At 69.7% G+C, this 20,896-nt stretch carries 18 protein-coding genes; 4 read left to right on the top strand and 14 right to left on the bottom strand.

Annotation, left to right across the window (positions count from 1 at the left end; translation table 11 throughout):
* Positions 1 to 101 precede the first annotated feature (101 nt).
* The 4 genes from TthTMY_RS04050 (at position 102) to TthTMY_RS11930 (ending at position 3,804) form a co-directional block, all read left to right on the top strand.
* A complete protein-coding gene (locus TthTMY_RS04050; RefSeq protein ID WP_223903437.1) occupies positions 102 to 941 on the top strand; it encodes an iron-siderophore ABC transporter substrate-binding protein in 840 nt (279 codons plus the stop codon).
* Positions 938 to 1,984, top strand: coding sequence for an imelysin family protein (locus TthTMY_RS04045; RefSeq protein WP_096412736.1), 1,047 nt, complete (start codon positions 938 to 940; stop codon positions 1,982 to 1,984). The genes TthTMY_RS04050 and TthTMY_RS04045 overlap by 4 nt, the downstream gene beginning before the upstream one ends.
* 53 nt (positions 1,985 to 2,037) lie before the next feature.
* On the top strand, positions 2,038 to 3,216 hold the full coding sequence (locus tag TthTMY_RS04040; RefSeq protein WP_223903436.1) for a di-heme oxidoredictase family protein: 1,179 nt from the start codon (positions 2,038 to 2,040) through the stop codon (positions 3,214 to 3,216).
* Positions 3,217 to 3,459: 243 nt separating this feature from the next.
* A complete protein-coding gene (locus TthTMY_RS11930; RefSeq protein ID WP_157745827.1) occupies positions 3,460 to 3,804 on the top strand; it encodes a transposase in 345 nt (114 codons plus the stop codon).
* 158 nt (positions 3,805 to 3,962) lie between these two features.
* Here the strand turns inward: TthTMY_RS11930 and TthTMY_RS04030 are convergent, their stop codons facing one another.
* From TthTMY_RS04030 to TthTMY_RS03965, 14 genes are all read right to left on the bottom strand, one after another.
* Positions 3,963 to 6,551 (bottom strand): valine--tRNA ligase, encoded by a 2,589-nt coding sequence (locus TthTMY_RS04030; protein ID WP_096412726.1) that lies wholly within the window; start codon positions 6,549 to 6,551, stop codon positions 3,963 to 3,965.
* 54 nt (positions 6,552 to 6,605) lie between these two features.
* Positions 6,606 to 7,391: an amino acid ABC transporter permease gene (locus tag TthTMY_RS04025; RefSeq protein ID WP_096412723.1), complete on the bottom strand. Its 786-nt coding sequence runs from the start codon at positions 7,389 to 7,391 to the stop codon at positions 6,606 to 6,608.
* Positions 7,392 to 7,456: 65 nt separating this feature from the next.
* Entirely contained in the window at positions 7,457 to 8,221 is a 765-nt protein-coding gene (locus tag TthTMY_RS04020) for an ABC transporter substrate-binding protein (RefSeq protein WP_096412721.1), read from the bottom strand.
* A 40-nt stretch (positions 8,222 to 8,261) separates the two neighbouring features.
* A complete protein-coding gene (gene glgP, locus TthTMY_RS04015; RefSeq protein WP_096412718.1) occupies positions 8,262 to 10,721 on the bottom strand; it encodes an alpha-glucan family phosphorylase in 2,460 nt (819 codons plus the stop codon).
* Positions 10,722 to 10,735: 14 nt separating this feature from the next.
* On the bottom strand, positions 10,736 to 12,208 hold the full coding sequence (locus TthTMY_RS04010; RefSeq protein WP_223903435.1) for a TrkH family potassium uptake protein: 1,473 nt from the start codon (positions 12,206 to 12,208) through the stop codon (positions 10,736 to 10,738).
* Positions 12,177 to 13,517, bottom strand: coding sequence for a Trk system potassium transporter TrkA (gene trkA, locus TthTMY_RS04005; RefSeq protein WP_096412714.1), 1,341 nt, complete (start codon positions 13,515 to 13,517; stop codon positions 12,177 to 12,179). Before trkA ends, TthTMY_RS04010 begins: the two co-directional genes overlap by 32 nt.
* A 13-nt stretch (positions 13,518 to 13,530) precedes the next feature.
* Complete coding sequence (gene rimO, locus TthTMY_RS04000) at positions 13,531 to 14,835, bottom strand: 30S ribosomal protein S12 methylthiotransferase RimO (protein WP_096412710.1); 1,305 nt, start codon at positions 14,833 to 14,835, stop codon at positions 13,531 to 13,533.
* Positions 14,836 to 14,875: 40 nt separating this feature from the next.
* The gene (locus TthTMY_RS03995) at positions 14,876 to 15,721 is read right to left on the bottom strand and encodes a RodZ domain-containing protein (RefSeq protein WP_096412706.1); all 846 of its coding nucleotides are present in this window, start codon (positions 15,719 to 15,721) and stop codon (positions 14,876 to 14,878) included.
* Between the two features lie 4 nt (positions 15,722 to 15,725).
* Entirely contained in the window at positions 15,726 to 16,571 is an 846-nt protein-coding gene (locus TthTMY_RS03990) for a pseudouridine-5'-phosphate glycosidase (RefSeq protein WP_096412703.1), read from the bottom strand.
* A 7-nt stretch (positions 16,572 to 16,578) separates the two neighbouring features.
* The gene (locus TthTMY_RS03985) at positions 16,579 to 17,331 is read right to left on the bottom strand and encodes a DUF4388 domain-containing protein (RefSeq protein ID WP_096412701.1); all 753 of its coding nucleotides are present in this window, start codon (positions 17,329 to 17,331) and stop codon (positions 16,579 to 16,581) included.
* Complete coding sequence (locus TthTMY_RS03980) at positions 17,307 to 18,095, bottom strand: fructosamine kinase family protein (RefSeq protein ID WP_223903434.1); 789 nt, start codon at positions 18,093 to 18,095, stop codon at positions 17,307 to 17,309. The genes TthTMY_RS03985 and TthTMY_RS03980 overlap by 25 nt, the downstream gene beginning before the upstream one ends.
* On the bottom strand, positions 18,058 to 18,543 hold the full coding sequence (locus TthTMY_RS03975; protein ID WP_223903433.1) for a low molecular weight protein-tyrosine-phosphatase: 486 nt from the start codon (positions 18,541 to 18,543) through the stop codon (positions 18,058 to 18,060). Before TthTMY_RS03975 ends, TthTMY_RS03980 begins: the two co-directional genes overlap by 38 nt.
* A gap of 73 nt (positions 18,544 to 18,616) precedes the next feature.
* A complete protein-coding gene (locus TthTMY_RS03970; RefSeq protein WP_223903530.1) occupies positions 18,617 to 20,164 on the bottom strand; it encodes a sensor histidine kinase in 1,548 nt (515 codons plus the stop codon).
* Positions 20,151 to 20,888 carry an RNA methyltransferase gene (locus TthTMY_RS03965; protein ID WP_096412697.1) on the bottom strand — a complete coding sequence of 246 codons (738 nt, stop codon included), beginning with the start codon at positions 20,886 to 20,888 and terminating at the stop codon, positions 20,151 to 20,153. The genes TthTMY_RS03970 and TthTMY_RS03965 overlap by 14 nt, the downstream gene beginning before the upstream one ends.
* Between the last annotated feature and the right edge of the window lie 8 nt (positions 20,889 to 20,896).

Below are 20,896 nucleotides of genomic sequence, written 5' to 3'. Positions count from 1 at the left end.
CGTCACCTGAACTAAAGGAGAGAGCGATGCAGAGGACTCTTTGGCTGGTTGGATGGGTCACTTCTTTGGCTTTGGCCCAGGCCGCTTGCCCTGCGGGGCGGGTGGCCCATGACCTGGGAGAGGTTTGCCTCTCGGCCCCGCCCAAGCGGGTGGTGGCCTTGGACTGGCGCCCCCTCGAGGACCTCCTTCTCCTCGAGGTGAAGCCCATCGCCGGGGCGGACCTCGAGGACTTCCCCCGGTGGGTGCGGTTAAGCCTCCCCCCGGACATCCAAAACCTAGGGGGCCGCACTGCCCCCAACCTGGAACGCCTGGCCGCCCTAAAGCCAGACCTAATCTTGGGCTATACGGGCTTTCAGGGAAGACTCTACCCTGAGCTTTCCCGCATTGCCCCCACCGCCCTTTACGACTACCTGCCTCCGGAGGGGCAGCTTGCCGCCATGGAGCGGCACTTCCTCCTCCACGCCCGTCTTGTGGGCAAGGAAAGGGAAGGCCAGAAGGTACTCGAGGATCTCAAGCGCTTCCTCGCCCAAATCGGCCAAAGCCTGCAGGATCACGGCCTTGCGGGAAGGCCTTTCCTCCTGGTCCAGGCCTGGGCCCGGGAGAAGGTCTACAACGTCTTCACTCGGGCCACCTTAGCCTCAGAACTCCTAGAACGCATCGGTCTCAAGAACGCCTGGAAAGGGAAGGCCGAGGCCTACGGCCTCTCCCGCGTAGGCCCCGAGGGGCTCGTGCGGCTTGTGCGGGAAAACCCCGGGGTCCTCGTCTTCCTCATCGCTCAGCCCGAGAATAACCCCTTCAAAGACCCGGCGGTGGGCCCCTTGCTCCGGCTCTCCCAGGCCCAGATCCTTCCCTTGGCCTCCACCACCTGGACCTACGGCGGGCCCCACTCCGCCCGAGTCCTGGTGGAGGAGGTATGGCGCGCTCTAGGAGGTAAGCGATGAGACGGATCGGCATCGGTTTGGTGTTGTTCGGCGTGGCCCTGGCCCAAGGCTTCAAGGGAGACCTCCGCCAAACGGTGGAGCCCCTTCTCCTGGGGCTTGCCGGGGGAACGGAGGTGCTCGCGGAGGCGGCGGAGGCCTACGCGGGCGGACCCACCACCGAGGGGCTGAACCGCCTAAGGCTCCTCTGGCTCGCAGCGCGGGTGCCGTGGGAGGAGCTCGAGGCCTTCGCCTTCGGCCCCGTGGGGGAGTTTGACCCCTACATAGACACCTGGCCCATAAGCCCCGAGGACCTGAAGCGGACTTTGGGAAGCCCGGTGGCGGACCTTCCCCCGGAGGTCCGAGGCTTCCACGCCCTGGAGTACCTCCTCTTCCAGGAGCCCGCCCGCGCCCCAGAAGCGGCCCGCCACTTTGCCCGCCTCGCCCGGGACCTGGCGGAGAAGGCCGCGGCCCTGCGCCGGGCCTATCTGGACTACCTGGAGAAGACCCCGGAGGAGGAGCTCAAGGAAGAGCTCTACGCCGCAAGCCTGGAGCTCGCCGAGGAGCTCTTCTCCGAAAAGCTCAAGCGTCCGGAAAGCCCCTACGCCAAAGCTTCCGCTGAGGACTACCGGGCGAACGCCCGGGGGCTCGCCAAGGCCCTCGCCCTCCTGCCCTTGCCCGGGCCCGCCTGGGCCCTGGCCCTGGACCTGGAGCAGGCCGTGGCTGCCCTGCCGAGCCCCCTGGAGGAGGCGTGGGACGACCCCAAGGTGGCCTTGGCCCTCGCCCGGGCTCGGGACCTCTACGCCGCATTGGAGAAGGCACCTGTAGGTGGGGCGGAGAGGCGCGTCCTCCTTTGGCTTCGCGCCTTCCGCGAGGAGTACCTCGGCGAGGGGGAGGTGGACGAGGGCCTCGAGGCCCTGGAGGGGCTCAAGGCCGCCCTCGCCGGGACGCCCCGGGAGGAGGAGGCCTTGAAGCTCGTGGAGGCCCTCGAGGCCAAGGTGCGCACCGCGGCGCCCAAGGAAGAGGTGGAGCCTCTGGTCAAGGCCTTGGAGGACCTCCTCCGCTAACCGGTGCCCGGGGCCTAAGGGCCCCGGGCGCTTCCCTCCCATGGACGATGGGTATGCGCCGCCTTCTTCTCGGGTTTCTTCCCCTTCTCCTCGCCTGGCTTCCCGCCCGGTACCTGGTTCAGGATTCCTCCTCCCGCGCCTTCGGGCATCCCCTGCCCGGCCTCCCCGAGGAGGCCTTGGAAACCTTCCGCCTCGGTGATCAGGCCTTCCACCGGGTCTTTGTGCGGGAGGACGGGCTCGGGCCCCGCTTCGTTCACCAGTCCTGCGCGGGCTGCCACGTGGGGGACGGGCGGGGAAGGCCCCTTTTCGCGGAAAGAAGCGAGGCTTTGGTGCGCACCCGGGCCCTGGACGGGCAATCCCCCCATCCCCTCTTCGGCCTTCAGCTCCAGGACCATGCCCTTCCCGGCTACACCCCGGAGGGCCGGTTGGAGCTCCACTGGGAGGAGGTAGAAGGCCGCTATCCCGACGGTACGCCCTACCGCCTAAGGCGCCCCCGCTTGAGGGTCCTGGACCCCGAGGGGAAACCCGTGCCCGGGGCTTACAGCCTCCGCATCGCCCCACCCGTCTTCGGGGCCGGACTTTTGGAAAAGGTTCCCGAGACAATCATCCTGGCCCTAGAAGACCCTCAGGACCAAGACGGGGATGGGATCTCGGGAAGGGTGGCCCGCTTAGAAGGGGGGCTTGGCCGCTTCGGCTGGAAGGCGAGCGCGGCAAGCCTCTTGGAGCAGAGCGCCCTGGCTTATCGGGAGGATATGGGGCTTTCCACGCCCCTCTTCCCGGAGGAGGGGCGGGCCGAGGTGAGCGTGGAGGAGCTGGAACGGGTGGTCTTTTACGTGGCGCACCTGGCGGTGCCCGCCCCCCGGCACCTCCCCGAGGACCTGCGGGGGAAAAGGCTCTTCCGGGAGGTGGGATGTGCAAGCTGCCACCGGGAGCACCTTGGGGGGCTTCCCGCCTACACCGACCTCCTCCTCCACGACATGGGGGAGGCCCTCGCCGACGGGGTAGTGGAAGGCGCGGCCTCCCCCGCGGAATGGCGTACCCCGCCCCTTTGGGGGATCGGCCTCACCCGCAAGGTCCTGGGGGAGGAAGTCTACCTCCACGACGGGCGGGCGCAAAGCCTTGAGGAGGCCATCCTCTGGCACGGCGGGGAGGCCGAGGAAGCCAAGCGGCGCTTCATGGGCCTGCCCAAGGAGGACCGGGAGGCCCTCCTCCGCTTCCTCCAGGGGCTCTAAGGCGGGGCCAAGGGGAAAGGGACAGGCAAAGCGAGCAAGCTGCAAAACCCTCCGCTAAGGAGGCCATTAAGAGGCTGTCGTAAAAGCGTGTTATGCCCGAAGGGTGGCTCTTCGTAGGGCACACCCCAGCGGTTTGACGGACGAGGGATGGGCCCTCCTGGAGCCCCTCATCCCCGCCCCCAAGCCCGGCGGCCGCCAAGGTGCCGAGGTGCTCTTGGGATGGACTTTTCCTCCTGGCCCCGGGTGCGGAAGCTGTTTGTGGACTGGGGGTACCGGGGCCTCAAGGGGCTCGCTTCTTCCCTGGGGCTGGAGCTTGAGGTGGTGGCCCGTCCCTACGCGGGGGTGCGAGGGGTCTGGGTGCGGGAGGGGGAAGAGGCGCCGGAGCTTCCGCGGGAGAGGGGGTTCAAGCCCTTGCCCAAGCGGTGGGTGGTGGAGCGGACCTTCGCTTGGCTTGGGCGGAACCGGCGGTTGTCCAAGGACTACGGTCAGCCGTCAGGCTACCTTGTGCAAAATCCTCGGGTGAGCGAGGCCTGGGTGTATCTGGGCATGCTACGCTTGTTGGTGAAGCGGCTGGCTAGGGCCGCATGAGGTTTGATGGCGGGCTTTTACGACAGCCTCTTACCTCCTCGCCCCGGACAGGCCCCTCGTGGACCTAGACCCCCTGGAGCGGTTTCCCTTCCTCACCGTGAACCTGAGGCTCGCCGAGGGGGTGGTGGAGGCCCCCGGGGAGGCCTCGGACCCCCGGCTCACCCTATTTGGCTGAGGGCCTCCCGGATCCTCTCGGCCTGCGCCAGGTTCTCCCTAAGCCGCGCCTCCTCCGCCTCCACCACCTCCTTGGGGGCCTTTTCCCTGAAGCCCGGGGTGGAAAGCTTCTTTTGGCTCTTCTCCGCGAGGGCGAGGAGCTCCTTTAGGCGCTTCTCCTGGCGGCGCCGCCACTCCTCCAGGTCCAGAAGTCCCTCCAAGGGCATGCGGGCCGTCACCCGGGGCATGGCCTTGACCAGGGCCTTCGCCGGCCTTTCGGGGAGGAGGTCGGCCCGGCTCAAGAAGCGGAAGACCTCCAGGTTCTCCCGCACGGGGGCGGTCTCCCCCTCGAGGTAGACCCGCACCTCCTGGCCCGGGGGAAGCCCGGCCTCGGCCTTCAGGGCCCTCACCGCCGTCACCGCCTGCCTCAGGGCCTCAAAGGCCCTCTCGGCCTCCTCGTCCTTTTCCCCGGGCTCGGGCCAGGCCTCGAGGGCGAGTTCCTCCTTGCCGGTGAGGGCCTGGTAGAGCTCGCTGGTGAGGAAAGGCATCATGGGGTGGAGGAGCTTGAGGAGGACGGCGAGGGCCTCCTCAAGGGTCCTCAGGGTGTGGGCGTTCCCCGCCTTGAGGGCGGGCTTGGCCGCCTCCAGGTACCAGTCGCAGAACTCGCTCCAGACGAGCTCATAAACCTCCCGGGCCGCCTGGGCCAGGTCCAGGGCCTCGTAGAGGGCGGTGATCTCCTCCACGCCCCGGCTTAGGCGGCTTCGCATGAAGCGGTCCGCCAGGGTTGGGGTGTCCTCCTTGGCCTGGAAGCCTTCCCGGGAGAGGAGGACGAAGCGGGCGGCGTTGTAGAGCTTGTTGGCGAAGTTGCGGGCCATCTCCAGCCAGCGGAGGTCCAGCCTGATGTCCTGCCCCCCCGTGGCGAGGTAGATGAGGGCGAAGCGAAGGGCGTCCGCCCCGTAGCGCTCCACCATCTCCAAGGGGTCTATGACGTTCCCCTTGGACTTGGACATCTTCTGGCCCTTTTCGTCCAGCACGAGGCCGTGGAGGAGGACGGTCTTAAAGGGCCTCTCCCCCATGAAGTGGTAGCCCGAGACCTCCATGCGGGACACCCACAGGAAGAGGATGTCGTACCCCGTGACCAGCACGTCCCCGGGGTAGAAGGCCTTGAGGTCCTCCGTCTCCTCGGGCCAGCCCAGGGTGGAAAGGGGCCAAAGGGCCGAGGAGAACCAGGTGTCAAAGACGTCCTCGTCCCGTTTTAAGCGGGGGCTCCCGCAGGCCTCGCAGGAGGTGGGGTCCTCCAGGTACCGCTCGGGGCGGGGCACGTTCACCGCCTGGCAGTCCTCGCAGTACCAGGCGGGGATCTGGTGCCCCCACCAAAGCTGCCGGGAGATGTTCCAGTCCTTGACCCCCTCCAGCCAGTCCATGTTCACCTTCTTCCAGCGCTCGGGGACGAAGGCGATGTCCCCCCGCCTTAGGCCCCTTAGGACCTCCTCCGCGAGGGGCTTCATCCTGAGCCACCACTGGGGGAAAATAGCGTACTCAATGGGGGTGCCGCAGCGGGAGCAGGTGGCGAGGGCAATGGTGTAGTCCTCCTCCTTCACCAGGTGCCCCGCCTCCCGGAAAAGCTCCACCGCCCGCTTCCGGGCCTCAAAGCGGTCCAGGCCCCTTAGGGCCTCGGGGACCCTCTCCCCCTCCATCCTCCCCTCGAGGTTGATGACGGAAACGGGCTTTAGGCCGTGGCGCTCCCCGATCTCGTAGTCCAGGGGGTCGTGGGCCGGGGTGACCTTGAGGGCCCCGGTGCCGAAGTCCTTCTCCACGGCGGGGTCGGCGAGAATAGGGATCCAGATCCCCGTGAGGGGGATCCGGGCCCTTTTGCCGATGAGGTGCCGGTAGCGCTCGTCCTCGGGGTGGACGGCGATGGCCTGGTCGGCGAAGACCGTCTCGGGGCGGACGGTGGCGATCTCTATGGAGCCTCCCCCCTCCACCTCGTAGCGCAGGGTGTAGAGCTTGCCGGGGGTGGGCTCGGTCTCCACCTCGAGGTCCGAGAGGGTGGTCTCGCACCGGGGGCACCAGTTCACGAGCCTCGGGGCCCGGTAGGCGAGGCCCTCGTGGTAGTAGCGGCTGAAGGCGTAGCGCACCGCGCGGGAGCGCTTCTCGTCCATGGTGAAGGCCTCCCGGCTCCAGTCGGCGCTCGCCCCGAGGCGCTTGAGCTGCTTGAGGATCGTCCCCCCGGACGCCTCCTTCCACTGCCAGACCCTTTCCAAGAACTTCTCCCGCCCCAGGTCGTGCCGGGTCTTCCCCTCCTTGAGGAGGAGGCGCTCCACCACCACCTGGGTGGCGATGCCGGCGTGGTCGGTGCCGGGAAGCCACACCGCCTCAAACCCCCGCATGCGCTTGTAGCGGATGAGGGCGTCCTGGAGGCTGTTGTCCAGGGCGTGGCCCATGTGGAGGGAGCCGGTGACGTTCGGGGGCGGCATGAAGATGACGAAGGGGGGCTTGCCGCTTTTGGGGTTCGCCACGAAGGGGTTCTTCGCCCACTTCTCCGCCCACTTGGGCTCCACGGACTTGGGATCGTAGGCCTTGGGCAGGTCCATGCTAAGCCCAGTTTACTAAGTGTCCGCACGTGGATTTCGCCGCAGGCGGGGCACTTAGCGGCTGGGCAGGGCGAGGCGCCGCTCCAGGAGGTTGGTGAAGAAGGTGAGGAGGGTGGTGAGGAGGAGGTAAACCGCGGCCACCGCCAAGTAGACCTCCACGGGGCGGAAGGTGGCGGAGATGATGCGCTGGCCGGAAAGGGCGAGCTCCAAGAGGGTGATGACGCTCGCCAGGGAGGAGTCCTTGAGGAGGGCCACCACGTTGTTGACCAAGGGGGGCACCACGATCCTCAGGGCCTGGGGCAGGATAATGAAGCGCATGGTGTCCGCGGCGGAAAGCCCCAAGGACCAAGCGGCCTCCCACTGCCCCTTGGGGATCGCCTGGATGCCGGCGCGGACCACCTCGGCGTTGTAGGCCCCCACGTTGAAGGCGAGGGCGATGAAGGCCGCCCAGTAGGGGGTGAGGGCCTGCTGCGCCCCCGGCCAGAGGGGCTGGAGGAGGAGGGGAAGGGCGTTGTAAGCGAAGAGGATCTGGACGAGAAGGGGCGTTCCCCGGATGACCCAGATGTAGAAGGCGGCGGGCAGGCGCACCCAGGCCCGGGGGGAAAGCCGCGCCATCCCGGCGAAGACGCCGATGACGAGCCCCGCCGCCCCCGAGAGGAGGGTGAGCTTCAGGGTCACCTCGGCCCCCTGGGCCATGATCCGCCCGGCGGAGGCCGCCCGCTCGGGGCCGAAGCCCGTGAGGAGGAAGTAGCGCTCCAAAGCCCAGGAGAGGGCGTGGAAGAGGGCGAAATACCCGAGGACGAGGAGAAGGAAGAGGGCGAAAAAGCGGAGGTACCGCATGGGACGAAAAGGGGCCCGGACGGCCTGGGGCCTTTAGGGCCTTTGGGCGTCCGGGCGCGGCAGGGTTATCTGCAGCGGACGTCCTCCCCGAACCACTTCTGGCTGATGCGGGCGTAGGTGCCGTTCTGCATCAGCTCGGCCAAAGCCCGGTTCAAGGCGTCCAGGAGGCTCTTGTTCCCCTTGGCCACGGCCATGGCCACCCGCTCCTGGAAGACGAGCTCGCCCACCTGGAGGGTGTTCTCCAGCTTCCTTTCCTTGATGGCCTCCTTGGCCACGAAGCGGTCGGTGATCCAGGCGTCTATGCGGCCCGCGAGGAGGTCCTGGAGGGCGTCGGGATCCCGCTGGTAGGTGCGCACCTCCTTGATGCCCGGGATCTTCTGGGCGGCCTCCATGTAGGTGGTGCCCACCTGGACCCCCACCACCTTGCCCTGGAGGTCCTTGGCCGCCCTCGCCCCCCCCTTCCGGCTCACGATGACCCCGCCGGTGCAGTAGTGGGGGTTGGTGAAGTCCACCGCCTTGGCCCGCTCCTCGGTGATGCCGTGGGAGGCGATGACGAAGTCAAACCGCCCCTGGTTAAGCTGGATGAGCAGGGTGTCAAAGGACTGGGCGATCCAGCGCGGCTTCAGGCCGAGCCGCCCGGCGATGGCGTTGCCCAGGTCCACCTCAAACCCGGTGAGCTGGTTCCGCTCGTCAAAGTAGTTGAAGGGGGGGAAGGCCCCCTCGGTGCCGATGCGGATCTCGCCGGAGCGCCTGATCTCCTCAAAGCTCCGCACCTGGGCAAAGGCCGCGCCCAAGGCCAGGACCAAAAGAAGTACCCATCCTTTACGCATGCCTCACCTCCTAAAGAACCCCGGAAGATTATACAAGCCCCTAGGCCCAGCGCACCCACTCCACCCGGCCCGTCACGGGGTGGAGGAGGGCAAGGCGAAGGCCGTAGGTGTAGCTCCCGGGCCTCGCAGGACGGAAGGCGGTGCGGTACCGCCCCGGGGCCACCTCCTCCAGGTCCACCACCTCCAGGCCGCCCCCCAAGCGGCGCACCACGAGCTGGACCCGGAGGTGGGGGCGGAGGCCCTCCGGCACCTCCCCCTCGAGGACCGCCCCCACCTCCAGCCGCCCCCCGTTCAGGGTGAGGTCCCCGGGAACCTCGGGCCTGACCCCTAGGGTGTGGAAGGCGGGGAGGGCCTCGGCGAAGGCCCTTAGGGCCTCGAGGCGGGCCCGGGCCTCCCTCTCCCAAAGGGCGCCCCGCTCGTAGAGGGCGAGGTAGTCCCGAACCATCCGCCCCGCGCTGAAATAGGGCCCCACGGTGCGGAGGCTCTCGTGGACCATGGACATCCAACCCGAGGAGTACCCCTCCAGGCCCTTGGCGTAGAAGAGGGGAATGACCTCGGACTCCAGGAGGTCGTAGAGGGCCTGGGCGTCGGCCACGTCCTGGGCCTCCTCGCTCTCGTAGACGCGCTCGTCTCCGATGGCGAAGCCGTTTTTGCCGTTGTAGGCCTCGGCCCACCAGCCGTCCAAGACGCTCAGGTTGAGGGCCCCGTTGAGGGCGGCCTTCATGCCGCTCGTGCCCGAGGCCTCCATGGGCCGCCTCGGGGTGTTGAGCCAGACGTCGGACCCGTGGGTGAGCACCCGGGCCAGGTACATGTCGTAGTCCTCGAGGACCACCATCCGGTCCTCCAGGCCGTACTCCCGGATCTTGCTCACAAGCTCCTTGAGGTAGGCCTTCCCCGCCTCGTCCTTGGGGTGGGCCTTCCCGGCGAAGACGAACTGCACGGGGTAGGGCCCCTTGAGGATGCGCAAAAGCCGCTCGGGGTCCTTGAAGAGGAGGACCGCCCGCTTGTAGGTGGCGAAGCGGCGGGCGAACCCGATGGTGAGGGCCTCGGGGTCCAGGGCCTTCTCCGCCTCCCGCAAGCGGGCGGGCCCCTCCCCGTTGCGGCGGCGCTGCTCGTAGAGGCGCTGGCGCACCTCCCGCACCAAGAAGAGCTTCAGGTCCTGCCGGATGCGCCAAAAGGCCTCCCCGAGCCCCTCCACCCGCCAGGTCTTTGGGTCCTCGGGACGCTCCACCCACTCGGGCCCGAAGACCTCGGCGTAGTGGCGGCGAAGCCTCGGGTGGAGGAAGGTCCAGGTGTGCACCCCGTTGGTGACGTGGCCGATGGGCACCTCCTCCGCCAGGAGGCCCGGCCAGAGGTGGCGGAACATGTTCCGGGAAACCTCCCCGTGGAGGCGGGAGACCCCGTTGGCCTGGGCCGCCGTGCGCAGGGCGAGGTTGGACATGGAGAAGACGGGCCCCCAGGGCTTCTCCTCCAGGCCGAGCCCGATGAAGGTGTCCCGGTCCACCCCGAGCTTCTCCCAAAACCCCCCCAGGTAGCGGTCCACGAGGTCCAGGGGGAAGACGTCGTGCCCGGCGGGCACGGGGGTGTGGGTGGTGAAGAGGGCCGAGGCCCGGGCAAGCTCCAGGGCCTCCCGGAAGGAATACCCCTCGGCCACAAGCTCCCGGAGGCGCTCAAGGCCCAGGAAGGCCGAGTGCCCCTCGTTCATGTGGAAGAAGGCGGGGGCGAGGCCCAAGGCCTTGAGGAACCGCACCCCCCCGAGGCCCAGGACGAGCTCCTGCTGGATGCGGGCCTCGAGGCCCGCGGCGTAGAGCCGGGCCGTGATCTGCCGGTCCTCGGGGGCGTTCTCCGGGAGGTCGGTGGTGAGCAGGTAGACGGGCACCGCCCCCACCTGCACCCGGTACCCCCCCACGTGGACCAGGCGGCCCGGGAACTCCACGGCCACCCGCACGGGCCTCCCCTCGGCGTCCTGGACCGGGACGAGGGGAAGCTCCTCGGGGCGGAGGGGCTCGTAGACCTCCACCTGCTCCCCTTCCGGGGAGAGGCGCTGGTGGAAATACCCCTCGTGGTAGAAGAGCCCCACCCCCACGAGGTTGAGGCCGAGGTCGCTCGCCGCCTTGACGTGGTCCCCGGCGAGGACCCCAAGCCCCCCGGCGTAGATGGGCAGGGAGCTGTGGAAGCCGTACTCCGCCGAGAAGTAGGCCACCAGGGGGCCCCGCTTCGTCCTGCGGGCCTCGAGGTAGGCCCTAAGCGCTGCCCGGGTGGCCTGGACCCGGGCGGCGTAGCCCGAGGCGCTCAGGGCCTCGAGGCGGGCGGGGTCCAGCTCCAGAAGGAGCTTCACCGGGTTCCCGCGGAACCGCTTCCAAAGGGAGGGGTCCAGTTCCTGGAAGAGCTCGGCCGCCTCCGGGTTCCAGCTCCACCAGAGGTTGTAGGCGATCTCCTTAAGCCCCTCCAGGGGCCCGGGGAGGTCGGGCATGGCGGTGATCCGTCCGAGGACGTTCATGCTCCGGATTATACTCAGCGGAGCCTGCGCCAAAGCTCCGGGGTCAGGAGGAGGGCCACGGGCAGGATCTCAATCCGCCCCGCCCACATCAGGAGGATGAGGACCGCCTTGGAGAGGGGATGGAGCCCAGCGTAGGAGCCCATGGGCCCCACCTCGCCGAGGCCTGGGCCGATGTTGCCGATGGCCTGGGCGCTGGCGGTGAAGGCCACGACGAAGTCCTTTTCCAAAAAGGCCAGGGCCACGGCCCCCAGGGCGAAGAGGAGGGTGTAGAGGAAGATGAAGACGGAAACCTGCCGCAGGACCTCCTCCGAGAGCACCCGCCCTCCCAGGCGCAAGGGGAGGACCGCCTGGGGGTGGAGGGTGCGGGTGATCTCCCGGCGGAGGAAGCCGAAGAGGACGAGCCAGCGCACCACCTTGATCCCCCCTGCCCCCGAGCCCGCGCTTCCCCCCACGAACATGAGGAGGACCAGGATGGCCTGGGCCGGGACCACCCACCCTGCAAAATCCACACTGGCGAAGCCCGTGGTGGTGAGGATGGAGACCACTTGGAAGAAGGCGTGGCGGAGGCTGGCCTCGAGGCCGTAGGTGTGGTGGGTGTAGAGGTAGCCGGAAAGCACAAGGCCCGCGGCCAGGACCACGAGGACGTAGGCGCGAAACTCGGCGTCGCGAAGAAGGGGCTCCACCTCGCCGCGGAAGAAGAGGCGGTACTGCAGGAGGAAGTTCACCCCGGCGAGGAACATGAAGGCCACCCCGAGCCACTGGGCGAGGGGCGGGTAACCGGCGAAGCTCTGGGGGTTGGGGCTGAACCCCCCGGCCGGGGTGGTGGCCAGGGCGTTGGCCACCGCCTCAAAGAGGGGCACCCCGGCGAGGGCGTACCCCAAGGCGGCGGCCCCGGTGAGGGCCAGGTAGAGGAGGAGGACCGCCTGGGCCGTCTGGCGGATCCTCGGGGTGAGGCGCTCCTTCTCCACCCCGGTGCTCTCGGCGAAGAAGGCCTGGCGCCCCGCCACGTGGAGCCTGGGAAAGACCGCGAGGAAAAGCACCACGATCCCGATCCCCCCCACCCACTGGGTGAAGCCCCGGTAGAGGAAGAGGCTTCGGCTTAAGGAGAAGTCCTGCAGGACCGTGGCCCCGGTGGTGGTGTACCCCGACATGGACTCAAAGAGGGCGTCCAGGAAGGCAAGCCCCCCCGAGACCCAGTAGGGCACCGCCCCGAGCACCGGGACGAGAAGCCAAAGGAGGGCCACCCCGGCGAAGACCTCGGCCCGCTGGGGCTGGGCCCTGGGCCTGCCCCGGAGGGTGCCGAGGTACCCCAGGGCAAACCCCAAGGCCGCCGCCCCCAGGAAGCCCCAGGCCTCCTCCCCCAGGGCCAGGGCCAAGACGGCGAAGCCCAGGTGGACGAAGGCGAAGCCCCGGAAGGTGAGGCCGAGGAGGTAGAGGAGGGCCTCCAGGGCCCCCTTACTCCGGGAAGAAAGGAGCCAGGACCTCATCGGCCACCTCGCGGGCCGCCACCAGGTAGAGCCTGTCCCCGGGGAGAAGCCCCAGCCCCTCCTCGTAGAGGAAGATCCGGTGGTCCCGCTCCAGAGCCACGGGGACGGCGTCGGGCCGGACCAGGTCCTTTAAGGCCTTGAGGGCCGCGCCCTCCGAGACCAGGACCTCCAGCACCTCAATGCTCTCGTCCAAGGTGGTGATGTGCTCCACGTTCTCCGGCCCGATCCAGTCCAGCACCTGCCGCACGGCCGCCTGCCTGGGGGTGAGGGCGAGGTCAATGCCCACCTGCTCAAAGAGCCTCCGGGTCTCGGAGCGGGAAACCCGGGTGATCACCTTCCGCACCCCCATCTGCTTGGCGAGGAGGGAGGCGAGAAGGTTCTTCTCGTCGTGGTCCGTCACCGCCACCACCGCGTCCGCCTCCGCCATCCCTTCGGCCTCCAGAAGCTCAATGTCCGTCCCGTCCCCCTGGATGACCAAAGCCCCGGGGAGCTCTTCAGAAAGCCACTGGCACCGCTCGGGGCTCCGCTCCACGATGACCACCTCCACCCGGCGCTTAAGGAGCCCCTGGGCCACCATAAACCCCACGTTCCCGCCCCCGATGACCATCACCCGGCGGACGCCAGGGCCCTCGGTGAAGTAGGCGGCGAGCTCGGAAAAGGCCTTCTGGGTGGCCACGAAGAGAAGCTTGTCCCCAGGCTCCAAGACGAGCTCGGGGAACTCGGGGTGGGCGAAGCTCAGGAAGGTCCCCTCCCGCACCACCCCGGCGAGGAGGACCCCTTCGGGCCACCTCTCCCCGGAGAGGAGGCGGTGGACATACTCCCCCCCCTCCTTCACCCGGTACTCCACGAAGCGGAGCCTTCCCCCGGCCAGCACCTCGGTGTCCACCGCCCAGGGGACCAGGATGACCTCCACGATCTCCCGGGCCATGGCCCGCTGGGGCCAGAGGACCCGGTCAATGCGGGTCCCGAGGATCTCGGCGGTGCGGGGATCGGTGAGGACCTCCACGTACCCTCCCTTGCCCACGAAGCAAAAGGCCTCCTTGGCCCCGAGGCCCTTGGCCAGAAGGCTCGCCAGGAGGTTGATCTCGTCGGAGTCGGTGCTGGCGACGAAGAGGTCCGCCCGGTCCACCCCGGCTTCCCTCAGGGTGTCGGGGTCCGTGGCCCCCCCCACCACCACCTTGACGTCTAAGGAGGCGAAGCGCTCCCGCGCCTGGGGGTTGCGGTCAATGACCACCACGTCGTGGCTCTTCTCCAGGGCGCGGGCGAGCTCCCCGCCCACCTCCCCGCCCCCGGCGATGACGATGTACATGGCCGCCCCTATCCTACGCCTGGACCCCGTGGAGGTCGTAGGTGTCCGCCCGGGTGATGCGCACGGGGATCCGCTCCCCCACCCGCACGGTGCCGTCCGTCTCCACGTAGACCACCCCGTCTATGCCGGGGGCGTCGCGGTAGGTGCGGCCTATGGCAAGGCCGGGCTCGGGAAGCTCGTCCACCAGGACCTCCAAGGTCTTGCCCACGAAGCGCCGGTTCTTCCTGAGGCTCACCCGGGCCTGAAGCTCCAAGAGCCTGGCCTTCCTTTCCTCCTTCACCTCCTCGGGCACGGGATTAGGGAGGCGGTTCGCCTCCGCCCCCTCCACCGGGGAGTAGGCGAAGACCCCCACCCGGTCCAGCTCCGCCTCCTCCAGGAAGTCCAGGAGGATCTGGAAGTCCTCCTCCGTCTCCCCGGGAAAGCCCACGATGAAGGTGGAGCGGAGGGCGAGCTCGGGGACCACCTCCCGCCAGGCCTTGAGGGTCCTGAGGTGGCTTTCGTACCCCCCGGGGCGGCGCATGAGGCGGAGGATCCGCTCCGAGGCGTGCTGGAGGGGAACGTCCAGGTAGGGCAGGACCTTCCCCTCGGCCATGAGGGGAAGGAGGTCCTTGACGTGGGGGTAGGGGTAGACGTAGTGGAGGCGGATCCAGGCCCCGAGCTCGGCCATGTGGGCGAGGAGGTCCTTAAGCTCCGCCCGCACGGGCCGATCGCCCCAGAGGCTTTCCCGGTGCCCCAGGTCCACCCCGTAGGCCGAAAGGTCCTGGGCCACGAGGAGGAGCTCCTTCGTCCCCGTGGCCACGAGCCTTGCCGCCTCGGCGAGCACGTCGGCGGCGTCCCGGGAGCGGAGCCTCCCCCGAAGCTTAGGGATGATGCAGAAGCTACAGCGGTGGTCGCACCCCTCGGAAAGCTTCACGTAGGCGTAGTGCCTCGGGGTGAGCTTGACCTGGGGAGGGATGAGGTCCAAGAAGGGGTCCCGCGGGGCCGGGAGCACCTCCTGCACCGCCTCCAGAACCCTTTCCACCTCCCCCGGGCCCGTGATGGCGAGCACCTGAGGGTGGCGCTCCCGGATCCTCTCGGGGCGCGCCCCCAGGCAGCCCGTGACCACCACCTTGCCGTTCTCCTTGAGGGCCTCGCCGATGGCCTCGAGGCTCTCCTCCACCGCCTCGTTGATGAAGCCGCAGGTGTTGACGATGACGAGCTCCGCCTCCTCGTAGCTGGGGCTCGTCTCGTACCCCAGGGCCTTGAGCCGGGAAAGGATCTGCTCCGAGTCCACCAAGGCTTTGGGGCAGCCCAAGCTGACAAAACCGATCTTCGCCATACGCCTCCCGGGGGCTCGGCCCCAACAAACCCTAAGTATATCAGGGGTAGCGCCGGGTGACGGGGATGCCGGGCTCCCCCATGGGCCCGAGGTCCTTCCCCCCGAGGATGACCCGCACCGCCCCCGGGTTGCCGGAGCGCACCTCCACGGGGAGGTCAAAGGCGAGCTCCGATCCCACCTCCGGGATCCCTTCGTAGAGGCGCTCCCCGCCCCGGGTGACCCTGAGCCAACTCCGCCCCTCCACCCTCAGGACGAGCTTGTCCGCGGGGGCCTCCTCAGGAGGCGGCTTCTCGGGGGCAAGGGCGAGGCTTAGGCTCAGGTCCCGGTCCAGGAGGATCCTGCGCTCCAAGGGGGCGTACCCGGGGCGTTCCAGGCGCAGGACCCGCTCCCCCCCTTCCAGGGGCGGGGTCTCCAGGGGCGTCTGTCCAAGATAGAAACCGTCCAAGTAAACCCGGGCCCCGGGGGGGTCGCTCTGGACCCGGAGGGTATGGCGGCTCGGGGCCTCGGGCGGAGGCGGCGGAGGAAGCTCCACCACCTTCTCCGGGGCCCGGGGCCAGAGGAGGAGCCCCGCGTAGAGGAGGCCGCCCAGGAGGGCGAGGCCCAGGAGCCAGGGCCAGAGGGCCCGGCGGGGGCGGGGCGGGGCGGGGGGCGGGAAGGAGGGCGCGCTCGGGTAGAGGGCGAGGAGGGGCCCCGGGTCCAGGCCCAGAAGGAGGGCGTAGCGCCGGAGGTACCCCCGGGCCAGGGCCGGCTCGGGAAGCCGCTCAAAGCGGCACTCCTCCAGGGCCTCGAGGACCTCCGCCTTCAAGGCGAGCTGCCGCGCCGCCTCCCCCAGGGAAAGCCCCCGACGCTCCCGCGCCTCCCTCAGCTTCTCGCCGAGCTCGCACACACGCCTATTCTAGCCCCGCCAGGGCCAGGGCCACCCGGGCCGCGAGGCGGGCGTTCTCCAGGAGGAGCCTCCGGTTGACCCGGTCCGTCTCCCCCGAGGAGAGCTCCGAGAGCTTCCTCAGGAGGTAGGGGGTGAGGGCCTTCCCGAAGACCCCCTCCCGGGCGGCCATCCGGCCCGCCTCCTCCACCCAAAGGGCCACCTGCTCGTAAGGGAGGCCCTGGGAAACGGGGTTCACCAGGAGCACCCCCCCGAGGCCCAAGGACCGGGCCCGGAGGTAGACCCGGGCCGCCTCCATAGGGGTGTCCACCCGGGCGGGGACGGGGAAGGGGGAGTCCGGGGAGAAGAAGGCGGGGAGGCGGTCCGTCCGGTAGCCCACCACGCTCACCCCCAAAGTCTCCAGGCGCTCCAGGGTGGCCCTGAGGTCCAGGATGGCCTTGGGGCCGCTAGAGACCACCAGAATAGGGGTCCGGGCCAAGGCCCAAAGGTCGGCGCTCTCGTCGTAGGGCTCGGGGTGGACCCCCCCGATCCCCCCGGTGGCGAAGACGGGGATGCCGTGGAGGTGGGCCAGGTGGACCGTGGCCGCCACCGTGGTCCCGGCGCTCTTTCCCTGGGCGAGGAGGGCCGGGAGGTTCCAAAGGCTCGCCTTCTCCGCCCCGCCCGCCGCCAAGGCCTCCATCTCCTCGCGCGAAAGGCCCACCCGCACCTCCCCCCGCACCAGGGCGATGGTCTTGGGGATGGCCCCCTCCTCCCGCACCGCCTCCTCCAGGGCCAGGGCCACCTCCAGGTTCAAGGGGTACGGCAGGCCGTGGGTCAGGACCGCGGACTCCAAAGCCACCCGGGCTTCGCGCATGGGGCCACTATACCTCGGGCCAGACCAGGACCTCCTCCCCCGCCTTCAGGCCGTGGAAGAGGAGGAGCTCCGGGGAGAGGCTGAGCACCACCCCGAGGCCTTCGGCGCCCTCCACGAAGAGGAGGACCTCCCGCTCCCCGGCCCGGACACGGACCCGGAAGACCCGGCCGAAGTGCTCCTGCCAGGCTTTAAGGAGGAGGGCGTCCACCTGGGCCCCCTTCCCCCCTAAGGCCACCCGGAGCCTGGCGGTGCGGGGCACCCGGGGGGAAACCTCCACGAGCCGCAGGCGGGCGAGCTGCCCAAGCCCCTTGAGCACCCGGCCCAGGGGAAGCCCCGTGGCCGCCGCGAGGTCCAAGGGGCTCTTCCCCCCGGAGGCCGCCTGGAGCAGGGCGAAGGCCTCGGGCTCGAGGGTGGCCTGGGCCTCGAGGCCCGCCGCCGTGGGCCGCACCAGGTCAAAAGGCCCCACCTCCACCCCCTCTCCCAGGCGCCGGACCGCCTCCAGGAGGTAGGCCTCCAGCGGGCCCTCCAGGGTACGCCTGGGCGCGGCCTCCCCCGGGAAGAAGCGGAAGCGCCCCTCCCTGAGGGCGAGGACGGCGAGGAGGGCCTCCGCCCCCTCCATTCCTCCATAGGCGGCGTGCACGGGGCGGCCCCGCTCCAGGTAGACCTCCCCGCCCTCCACCCGGAACGCCCCCGTCTTTCCCCCTTGGGCGAGGAGCTGGAGGAGGTCTATGGGGCCTAAGAGGCGGAAATCGCCCTCCACAGCGCCCCCAAGTAGCCCCGGCCGAAGAAGTGGACGTGGGCCAAGAGGTAGTAGACCTGGTAGCGGGGAAGGGCCCTTTCCACCTCCTCGGGGACGGGGTAAAGCTCCCCGTAGACCTCCCAGAACCTCCGGGGAAACCCCCCGAAAAGCCGCATCATGGCCAGATCCACCCCCCGCTCCCCCACGAAGAAGGAGGGGTCCAGGAGGACCGGCCCCTCCCGGGCGAAGTGGACGTTCCCGTGCCAGAGGTCCCCGTGGAGGGGCGCAGGGCCCTCGGCGGGAAGGGGCCTTTGGTACAGGGCCTCCACCTTGGGGCCGAGGCCCTCCAGCCGGTCCCAGGTGGCCTCGAGGAGGGGGAGGACGCACCGCTCGTAGAAGAAGGCGGTCCACTCCCCGCCCTCCCGCCCAGGAAGGGGGAAGGTGCCGAGGAAGCCGGGCTCGGCGCGGTAGGCCGCCTCCCGCCTCCGGTGGAGGGCGGCGAGGTCCCGGGCCAGGCCCTCCCAGTCCTCGGGCCCCGGCTCCAGGTAGGCCAAGACCAGGCCCTCCTCCCCCACCCAGTGGACCCGGGGCACCCGCACCCCCCGCTCGGCCAGGGCCTGAAGCCCCCGGGCCTCGGCCCGGAAAAGGCCCGGCGGGGGGTTTTGGGCCGTTTTCACCACGAAGGGCCCCACCCGCCACACCCGGGAGATGTCCCCCCCGTGGAGGGGAAAGGCCGGGCCCTCCGCTTCAAGCCCGGCCTTCCGAAGCAGGGCTAGGGGATCCATGCCGGTCCAAGAAGGCCTTCAAGGCCGCCTCCAGGGTCCAGTAGACCTCCCGGAAGTCCTGCAGATCCCCGTAGTAGGGGTCCTGGACCTCACCCCCGCCGAGCGCCTCCAGCACCAGGCGCACCTTGCCCCGGGCCTCGGGGAAGCGCCTCAGGACCTCCTCCAGGTTCTCCCGGTCCATCACCAGGATGTGGTCGTAGGCCAGGACGTCCTCCCGGGTGAGCCTCCGGGCCACGTGGGGGAAGTAGGCCCCCTCCTCCTCCAACACCCGCCTCGCCCGGGGGTCCATGGGCTCGCCCACGTGCCAGGCCCCGGTGCCCGCCGAGTCCACCTCAAAGCGGCCCTCGAGGCCCCGCTCCTTCAGGAGCTTGCGGAAGATGCCCTCGGCCATGGGGCTACGGCAGATGTTTCCCAGGCAGACGAAGAGGACGCGCACGGGCCGGTCCATGCCCCCATGATACCTTTCGCGGTGGGGAGACCCTTCCAAGGCCCCCACCGCGGCGAAAGCCCCGGTGGGGTACTCAGTAAGGCACCTCCGCCCCCACCTCCGTCCCCCGCCCCGGCGCCGAGACCACCCAGAACCGCCCGCCCCGGGCCTCCACCCTTTCGCGCATCTGGGTGAGGCCGAACCCGCCCAGGCCCTGGGCCTCGGGGACGGCGAAGCCCCGGCCGTTGTCCCGCACGACAAGCCTCGCCCCCCGCTCCCCCAAAGGCTCCAACACCACCTCCACCCGGGTGGGCCTGGCGTGCTTGGCGGCGTTGGTGAGGGCCTCCTGCAGGACGCGGAAGAGGACGAGCTCGCTCGCCTGGGAGAGGCCCACCCGATCGGGAAGGGAAAGCTGGACCCTAAAGCCCGCCTGCTCGGCGAAGGCCTGGGCGTAGCGGCGCAAGGACTCCAAAAAGCCGTAGCGCTCCAGGTCAATGGGCCTTAGGGCGAAGATGCTCCGGCGCACCTCGCGGATCTGGGCCCTAAGGGTCTCCCGCACCTCGGCGAGGGCCCCAAGGGCCGCCCCTTTGTCCTTCTCCCAAAGCCGCTCCACCAGGTCCAGCTTCAGGGCCATGAAGGCGAGGCTTTGGGCGAGGCCGTCGTGGATCTCCCGGGCGATGCGGGTGCGCTCCTCGTTGATGGCGAGCTCCTCCGCCTTCAGGTAGGCCTGGGCGTTCCGCACCGCCAGGGCCACCTGGGAGGCGAGGAAGGAGAGGAAGGGGATGCGCCGGGAGAGGTCCTCGCCCTTGAGGACGAGCACCCCCACGGGCTCCCGCGCCTTCAAGGGGAGGGCCAGGACCCCCTTTTCCACAAAGACCGGGCCCTGGAGCGCCGCCTTCCAGGCCCCCTCGGGGAGGAAGGGGTGGGGGGGAAGGGTAAGCCCCTGGACCACCCGGGCCAGAAGGAAGCCCTCCTCGTCCAAAAGGAGGACCCCACCCCCCTCGGCCCCCGCCCAGGCGCGGATCCGGTCCAAAAGCCCCTCCAGAAGCCGGTCCAGGTTGGCCTCGGCCTTCAGGGCCTGGTCCACCTCAAAGAGGGTGAGGAGGTCGCGGCTCCGGGCCACCACCGCCTGGAGCGCCCCCGCCACCTCGTGGGCCAGAACCTCCAGGAAGACCTGGTCCGTCCCGTCCCCGCAGGCCTCCAGGTACCCCTTAAGCCCGGGCAGGGCCACCCGCCGGCCCCCGCACCCCTCCCCCGAGCGCACCCCCTCGGCCTCGAGGACCACGGGGTAGCCCAGGGTCTCCTCCAGGCCCCGGGCGATGCGCAGCACCGCCTCCTCCAGGTTCTCGCTCGCCAAGGCCTCGCGGAAGACCCGCTCCGAGGCGAGGAGCCTCCGGTTCGCCTCCTCCAGGGCCCGCTCGGCCCGGGCCTTCTCCAGGACCTCCTGGGCGATCCACTCCAGGACCGCGTAGGTGACCAGGGGCCCCACGAGGCCGTAGAAGCCCAGGCGGAGCCAGAAGAGGGCGCTGGTGTGGTCAAAGGGGGAAAGGGCGAGCTCAAAGGCCAGGACCACCAGGGCGATGAGGGGGGGCAAAAGCCTTTGGGCCAGGCGGACGAGGCGGTAGAGGCTATGCTCCGTCAACATCCTTTCTCCTCTGGGCGAAGCGGCTCTGGTGGAGGAGGCCCCGGAGCATCTGGACCTCCCCCAGGGTGAGGCCGGCCTTGTGGAAGATCCGCCGGAGGCGGCGCATGGCGTAGGGAAAGCGGCGCTCGTCGGTGAAGCCGATCTCCAGGATGTACCGCCCCAGGTCCTGGAAGAAGGCCTCGAGGGCCTCCACCGGGGCGGGCTCGCCCCCCTCCTTAAGGCCCACCCCCTTTCCCTGGCGCTTAAAGAGCTCGTAGGCGAAGACCACCACCGCCTGGGCGAGGTTCAAGGAGGGCTGCTCCGGGGCCGTGGGGATGTAGCCGATGAGGTGGGCGAGCTCCAGCTCCTCGTTGGTGAGGCCGAAGGTCTCCCGCCCGAAGACCAAGGCCACCTCCCCCGGGAAGGCCGCCACCCGGTCCGCCACCTCCCAGGCCGGGGCGACGGGGGCCGGATAGACCTCCCGGGGACGGCCCGTGGTGGCCACCACGAGCTGCGCCCCCCGGAGGGCCTCCAGGAGGCTTCCCGCCACCTGGGCCTTCTCCAGCACCTCCTCGGCGTGGACGGCGAGCCAGTAGGCCTCCTTGGCCCAGGGCGGGCCCACCCGGGGCGGGGGGTTGACCACGTAAAGGCGGGAAAGCCCGAAGTTCCGCATGGCCCGGGCCACCGCCCCCAGGTTCATCGGCTCCTGGGGCTCCACCAGGACGATCCTCACCCGCTCCACGCAAGACC

The organism is Thermus thermophilus (genome assembly GCF_019974155.1).
Classification (GTDB): Bacteria; Deinococcota; Deinococci; order Deinococcales; family Thermaceae; genus Thermus; species Thermus thermophilus_C.
Note: the sequence above shows the minus strand (reverse complement) of the source record. Positions and strands in the feature narration are given on the sequence as shown.

What these genes read in the sequence shown, in the direction of transcription:
- TthTMY_RS04040 (WP_223903436.1), top strand. Translation starts at nt 2,038, where the DNA reads ATGCGCCGCCTTCTTCTCGGGTTTCTTCCCCTTCTCCTCGCCTGGCTT.
- TthTMY_RS04025 (WP_096412723.1), bottom strand. Translation starts at nt 7,391, where the DNA reads ATGCGGTACCTCCGCTTTTTCGCCCTCTTCCTTCTCCTCGTCCTCGGG.
- TthTMY_RS03990 (WP_096412703.1), bottom strand. Translation starts at nt 16,571, where the DNA reads ATGCGCGAAGCCCGGGTGGCTTTGGAGTCCGCGGTCCTGACCCACGGC.
- TthTMY_RS04010 (WP_223903435.1), bottom strand. Translation starts at nt 12,208, where the DNA reads ATGAGGTCCTGGCTCCTTTCTTCCCGGAGTAAGGGGGCCCTGGAGGCC.
- rimO (WP_096412710.1), bottom strand. Translation starts at nt 14,835, where the DNA reads ATGGCGAAGATCGGTTTTGTCAGCTTGGGCTGCCCCAAAGCCTTGGTG.
- glgP (WP_096412718.1), bottom strand. Translation starts at nt 10,721, where the DNA reads ATGAACGTCCTCGGACGGATCACCGCCATGCCCGACCTCCCCGGGCCC.
- TthTMY_RS04045 (WP_096412736.1), top strand. Translation starts at nt 938, where the DNA reads ATGAGACGGATCGGCATCGGTTTGGTGTTGTTCGGCGTGGCCCTGGCC.
- TthTMY_RS03980 (WP_223903434.1), bottom strand. Translation starts at nt 18,095, where the DNA reads ATGGATCCCCTAGCCCTGCTTCGGAAGGCCGGGCTTGAAGCGGAGGGC.
- TthTMY_RS04030 (WP_096412726.1), bottom strand. Translation starts at nt 6,551, where the DNA reads ATGGACCTGCCCAAGGCCTACGATCCCAAGTCCGTGGAGCCCAAGTGG.
- trkA (WP_096412714.1), bottom strand. Translation starts at nt 13,517, where the DNA reads ATGTACATCGTCATCGCCGGGGGCGGGGAGGTGGGCGGGGAGCTCGCC.
- TthTMY_RS04020 (WP_096412721.1), bottom strand. Translation starts at nt 8,221, where the DNA reads ATGCGTAAAGGATGGGTACTTCTTTTGGTCCTGGCCTTGGGCGCGGCC.
- TthTMY_RS03975 (WP_223903433.1), bottom strand. Translation starts at nt 18,543, where the DNA reads ATGGACCGGCCCGTGCGCGTCCTCTTCGTCTGCCTGGGAAACATCTGC.